Genomic DNA, 5,393 nt, shown 5'->3' with positions numbered 1-5,393 from the left:
AGCAATCCGCAAGGGTCTGGAAGCTGCTAAGAAGAATATGTTCACCATCACACTTTCCGGCACCACCATCCCTCACGAAGTGATCGGCGAGTTCGGCGCAGGCCGCGTGCTGATGAAGCCCGCAGCTGCCGGTACCGGCGTTATCGCCGGCGGCCCTGTGCGTGCCGTTCTGGAAGCAGCCGGAATTAAGGACATTCGTACCAAGTGCCTGCGCTCCAACAATCCGCAGAACGTGGTCTCTGCTACCATGGAGGGTCTGAAGGCCCTGCGTGGTCCTGAGGCAGTGGCCCGCATCCGCGGCAAGAGCGTGGAAGAGATCGTGGGCTAAGGAGGGCTTGAACCATGGCGAATCTGAACATTAAGCTCGTCAAGAGCCTGAACGGCCGGATTGCAAAGCATAAGGCCACCGCAGAAGCCCTTGGCCTGCGCAAGATCGGCGACACCACCGTGCAGCCCGACAACGCTGCTACCCGGGGCAAGATCGCCCACATCGGCTACCTGGTTCAGGTAACCGAGGAACAGTAAGGAGGGCGCGACATGAAACTGCATGAACTTTCTCCCGTACCCGGTTCCAACCCCAAGGCTTATCGTAAGGGCCGCGGCAACGGTTCCGGCAACGGCAAGACCGCAGGACGCGGCCAGAAGGGCCAGTGGGCTCGTTCCGGCGGCGGTGTCCGGGTCGGTTTCGAAGGCGGCCAGATGCCTCTGGCTCGTCGAATCCCCAAGAGAGGCTTCAACAACATCTTTGCCAAGCCTCTGGAAGCTATCAACGTTTCTGCGCTGGAGAAGTTTGAAGACGGCGCAGTGGTTAACGTCTGCGACCTGCTGGACAAGGGCATCCTGTCCAAGTGCGAGTATGGCGTTAAGATCCTCGGCAAGGGTAGCCTGACCAAAAAGCTGACCGTTCGTGCGAATGCATTCTCTGCATCCGCAAAGGCAAAAATCGAAGAGGCAGGCGGGAAGGCTGAGGTGGTCTAATGTTTAAGACCATCCGTAACGCATGGAAGCTGCCTGAGCTTCGCCGTAAGCTCTTGTTTGTCATCTTTGCATTGCTGATCTTCCGTCTGGGCGCGGCCATTCCTGTGCCCTACATCAACACGGAATACCTGCAGCAGTATATTTCGGCAAACTCCGGGACCATCTTTGGTCTGCTCAATACCATGAGTGGTTCCGCACTTTCCCATGCGACTCTGTTTGCTTTGTCCATTCAGCCCTATATTAACGCATCCATCATTATTCAGCTGCTGACCATCGCCATTCCTGCTCTGGAGCGGCTGGCCAAGGATGGCGGCGAAGAGGGCAAGAAGAAGATCCAGGCCATCACCCGGTATACGACCTTGGCCATCGGCCTGCTTCAGGGCTTTGGTTACTACACCCTGATCAAGAGCTATGGTCTGGTCACCAACACCGGCATCTGGGCTGCGCTGGTCATCGTGGTGTCCTTCACCGCCGGCGCTGTCTTCCTGATGTGGCTGGGTGAACAGATTACGGAGTTTGGCGTCGGCAACGGCATTTCGATCATCCTCTTTACGGGTATCGTTTCTCGTATTCCTGCGATGCTCCAGACGGTCGTCACCGACGTGAAGAACTACTTTATTGACACAAGTGCTTTGACTGAGGAACAGATCCAGACCCTGGCAGCCCACAAGATGCATCCTCTGATTGCTGTCTTGCTGGTTGTCGGCATGCTGGCCCTCATCGTGTTTATTGTGTTTATCACCAATTCCGAGCGTAAGGTACCGGTTCAGTATGCCAAGCGTGTGGTTGGCCGGAAGATGTACGGTGGTCAGTCCACTCACATCCCCATCAAGGTCAATCTCAGCGGCGTGCTGCCCATCATCTTTGCCCAGTCCATCGCCATGATCCCTGCGACCATCGGCATGTTCGTTCCCTCCTCCCAGCAGGAGGGCTCCGGCTGGCACACCTTCCTTTCGGTGTTCAACTCCACCAGCGCTCTGTATGCTGTGATTTATTTCCTGCTGATCATCATGTTCAGCTATTTCTACGCTACCATTCAGTTTAACCCTGTTGAAGTAGCCAACAATCTGAAGAAGAACGGCGGCTTCATTCCTGGCTTCCGGCCCGGCCGTCCTACGGCTGAGTTCCTGGGCAAGGTGCTGGCCCGTCTGACCTTCTTCGGTGCGATTTACCTGGGTATTGTAGCCATTCTGCCCATTATTACCGAGAACATCACCGGAATCGTCAACATGTCCATCGGCGGCACGTCTGTCATCATCGTGGTAGGCGTTGCCCTGGAGACTGTGAAGATGATCGAGGCACAGATGCTCATGCGGCACTACAAGGGCTTCCTGGAATAAGAGGCAATGTAACATGAAACTGATTCTTTTAGGCCCTCCGGGCGCCGGCAAAGGCACCCAGGCGGAGATTCTGAATAAGAAGCTCAATATTCCCACCATTTCCACCGGTAACATTCTCCGGGCCGCTGTGAAGAACGGTACGCCCGTGGGCCTGAAGGCCAAGGAGTATATGGATGCCGGCAAGCTGGTTCCCGATGAAGTGATCATTGGCGTGATCTCCGAGCGCCTGGCAGAAGCAGACTGCCAGAACGGCTTCATCCTGGACGGCGTTCCCCGCACCATCCCCCAGGCAGAAGCACTGGAGAAGGCCGGGATCGCATTTGACGCCGTTGTCTCCATTGAGATCTCTGATGAAGAGATCGTGGAGCGTATGGGTGGCCGTCGAGTCTGCACTTCCTGCGGTGCGCCTTACCATGTGAAGAACATGCCCCCCAAAGTGGAAGGCGTGTGCGACGCATGCGGCGGCAAGCTGGAAGCCCGGGCGGACGACAAGCCTGAGGTTGTCCGTGACAGACTGAGCGTCTATCACAAGGAAACCGCTCCTTTGAAGGATTTTTACGCAGCGAGAAACCTGCTGAAAACCGTAGATAATCAGCCCACTGTGGCTGAAACCACAACTGCGATTCTGAATGCACTGGGGCTTTAAGTATGATTTCGTTAAAGTCTCCCAGAGATATTGAGAAGATGCGCCGAGCAGGACAAATTACTGCGGCGGCCCGTGCATTGGCGGGCAAAATGGTACGTCCTGGCGTAACGACTCTTGAGATAGATACTGCAGTTCGTAAGTTCATCGAAGGGCAGGGAGCGATTCCCTCGTTCCTGAATTTTCCGGGACCTCCGGGGGTACGGAACTATCCGGGCTCTGCCTGCATTTCGGTGAACGATGAAGTCATCCACGGGATCCCGGGTAACCTGGTCCTGAAGGAAGGCGACATCGTCAGTGTGGATGTAGGAGCCTACATCGATGGATTCCATGGTGACTGCGCAGGCACCTTTGCCTGCGGGAAGATCAGCGAGGAGGCGGCAAAACTCATTGCCGTGACCGAGCAGTCCTTCTGGGAGGGCATGAAGTTTGCCCGCTTTGGTTACCGGGTTTCCGACATTTCCCACGCCGTGCAGAAGTACGTAGAAGAAAACGGCTTCTCTGTGGTCCGGGACTTTGTCGGACACGGTGTGGGTGCCAATCTGCACGAAGCTCCTGAGGTTCCCAACTATGGGAAACCCGGCCACGGTCCCCGGCTTGCTCCCGGGATGACCCTGGCGGTGGAACCCATGGTAAACCAGGGAGACTGGAAGGTCAGGGTCATGCGCGACGGCTGGACGGTAAGAACAGCCGATGGCTCCCTGTCCGCCCACTATGAGAACTCAATCCTCATTACAAAGGGTGACCCTGAAATACTCACCCAAGTGGGGGATCTGTGCGTATGACGTTTCGTCAAGGAGACGTGGTACGCTCCGCCGCCGGCCACGACAAAGACCAGCTCTTTCTGGTTTTGCGGGAAGAGGGCGACTTTGTCTGGCTGGTGGATGGAAAAAGCAGAAAACTTGAGACTCCAAAGAAAAAACGGCGAAAGCACGTTGTTTCCGCGGGGTTCTGGACGCACCCGGTTGCCGGCCGCATGAAAGACGGCGAGCCGGTGCTGGACAGTGACATCAGGAGGGCACTGGGTGCCTTCCGGAATAGGTTCAGTGAGACCTAGTAGGTATGACGCTTGGCAAAAAGCGACATGATTGAGCTGGAAGGAACCGTTGTTGAGGCGCTGCCCAACACCACATTCCGTGTTGATATTGGAAATGACCACGTGATTCTGGCTCATATTTCCGGAAAGCTCAGGATGAATTTCATCCGTATTCTGCCGGGTGACAAGGTAACGGTTCAGATTTCCCCGTATGATCTGACACGGGGTCGGATCACCTGGCGCAGCAAATCCACCAAGTGAGGCACGAAAAGAACGTTTTCGATCTCACGTGCCGTGAGCAACAGGCTTACAGGAGGTAAAAGTTATGAAAGTAAGACCGTCCGTCAAGCCCATGTGCGAAAAATGCAAGATCATCAAGCGCAAGGGCAAAGTCATGGTCATTTGCGAGAATCCCAAGCATAAGCAGAGACAAGGTTAAGAAGGAGGCGCTGAAGTAGTATGGCAAGAATTGCCGGCATTGACCTGCCGAAGAATAAGAGAATTGAGATCGCCCTGACCTATATCTATGGTATCGGACGCACCAGCGCCACCAAGATTCTGGCAGCAGCGGGCATCAACCCCGACACCAGAGTGAAGGATCTCACCGAGCAGGATGAAGCTGCTCTGCGTGAAGTTATCAGCCGCGACTACATGGTAGAAGGCGACCTGCGCCGGAACGTGGCAATGGACATCAAGCGCCTGACTGAGATCGGCTGCTACAGAGGCCTGCGTCACCGCAAGGGCCTGCCTGTGCGCGGTCAGCGCTCCAAGACCAACGCCCGTACCCGCAAAGGTCCCAAGCGCACCGTGGCAAATAAGAAGAAGTAAAGGAGGGAGAGAATCGCTATGGCTAACCCCAAGAAGAAGGTTGTCAGAAGACGCCGTGAACGGAAGAACATTGAGAAGGGCGCTGTCCATATTCGCTCTTCCTTCAACAACACCATGGTCACTGTGACCGACACTGCCGGCAACGCCCTGTCCTGGGCTTCCGCAGGCGGCCTGGGCTTCCGTGGTTCCAGAAAGTCCACCCCCTATGCAGCACAGACCGCAGCTGAGACCGCTGCCAAGGCTGCCATCGAGAACTGTGGGCTTAAGAGCGTGGAAGTGTATGTGAAGGGTCCCGGTTCCGGCCGTGAAGCCGCTATCCGTGCCCTGCAGGCCGTCGGTCTGGAAGTCACCATGATCAAGGACGTGACTCCCATTCCTCACAACGGCTGCCGTCCCCCCAAGAGACGTCGCGTCTGATCGAAGGAAAGGAGAAAATCAATTATGGCAAAGAATACACAGCCTATCGCCAAGCGTTGTAAGGCGCTGGGTATTTCTCCTACCGTTATGGGTTACAGCAAGAAGGAGACCAACCGTAACCCCGGCGGTCAGATGAGAAAGAAAAAGAGCG

The 5,393-nt window shown here is 55.8% G+C and carries 11 protein-coding genes and 1 pseudogene; all 12 read left to right on the top strand.

The features are described 5' to 3' along the window. The coding region (locus SOR61_RS01065) for a ribosomal protein S5 (RefSeq protein ID WP_407066487.1) at positions 1-328 on the top strand (328 nt) is incomplete at its 5' end. A gap of 14 nt (positions 329-342) precedes the next feature. Further along, the gene (gene rpmD / locus SOR61_RS01060) at positions 343-525 is read left to right on the top strand and encodes a 50S ribosomal protein L30 (protein WP_320610847.1); all 183 of its coding nucleotides are present in this window, start codon (positions 343-345) and stop codon (positions 523-525) included. Between the two features lie 12 nt (positions 526-537). Continuing rightward, positions 538-978: a 50S ribosomal protein L15 gene (rplO, locus tag SOR61_RS01055; RefSeq protein WP_320610846.1), complete on the top strand. Its 441-nt coding sequence runs from the start codon at positions 538-540 to the stop codon at positions 976-978. Further along, complete coding sequence (gene secY / locus SOR61_RS01050; protein WP_320610845.1) at positions 978-2,318, top strand: preprotein translocase subunit SecY; 1,341 nt, start codon at positions 978-980, stop codon at positions 2,316-2,318. Before rplO ends, secY begins: the two co-directional genes overlap by 1 nt. A 13-nt stretch (positions 2,319-2,331) precedes the next feature. Continuing rightward, complete coding sequence (locus SOR61_RS01045) at positions 2,332-2,964, top strand: adenylate kinase (RefSeq protein ID WP_320610844.1); 633 nt, start codon at positions 2,332-2,334, stop codon at positions 2,962-2,964. Between the two features lie 2 nt (positions 2,965-2,966). After that, positions 2,967-3,746, top strand: a complete 780-nt coding sequence (gene map / locus SOR61_RS01040) for a type I methionyl aminopeptidase (RefSeq protein WP_320610843.1) — start codon at positions 2,967-2,969, stop codon at positions 3,744-3,746. Then, entirely contained in the window at positions 3,743-4,018 is a 276-nt protein-coding gene (locus SOR61_RS01035; RefSeq protein WP_320610842.1) for a KOW domain-containing RNA-binding protein, read from the top strand. The genes map and SOR61_RS01035 overlap by 4 nt, the downstream gene beginning before the upstream one ends. Positions 4,019-4,030: 12 nt before the next feature. Beyond that, the gene (gene infA / locus SOR61_RS01030; protein WP_320610760.1) at positions 4,031-4,258 is read left to right on the top strand and encodes a translation initiation factor IF-1; all 228 of its coding nucleotides are present in this window, start codon (positions 4,031-4,033) and stop codon (positions 4,256-4,258) included. A 64-nt stretch (positions 4,259-4,322) separates the two neighbouring features. Continuing rightward, the gene (gene rpmJ, locus SOR61_RS01025; RefSeq protein ID WP_006573428.1) at positions 4,323-4,436 is read left to right on the top strand and encodes a 50S ribosomal protein L36; all 114 of its coding nucleotides are present in this window, start codon (positions 4,323-4,325) and stop codon (positions 4,434-4,436) included. A 20-nt stretch (positions 4,437-4,456) separates the two neighbouring features. Continuing rightward, positions 4,457-4,825 (top strand): 30S ribosomal protein S13, encoded by a 369-nt coding sequence (rpsM, locus tag SOR61_RS01020; RefSeq protein ID WP_320610841.1) that lies wholly within the window; start codon positions 4,457-4,459, stop codon positions 4,823-4,825. Between the two features lie 18 nt (positions 4,826-4,843). Beyond that, complete coding sequence (gene rpsK / locus SOR61_RS01015; RefSeq protein WP_320610840.1) at positions 4,844-5,242, top strand: 30S ribosomal protein S11; 399 nt, start codon at positions 4,844-4,846, stop codon at positions 5,240-5,242. 24 nt (positions 5,243-5,266) lie between these two features. Continuing rightward, a pseudogene (locus SOR61_RS01010) lies at positions 5,267-5,393 on the top strand (30S ribosomal protein S4); the annotation flags it as partial.

The organism is Evtepia sp. (assembly GCF_034090835.1).
GTDB lineage: Bacteria > Bacillota > Clostridia > Oscillospirales > Oscillospiraceae > Evtepia.
The sequence above is the reverse complement of the archived record's forward strand: the minus strand, read 5'-3'. Positions and strand labels throughout refer to the sequence as shown.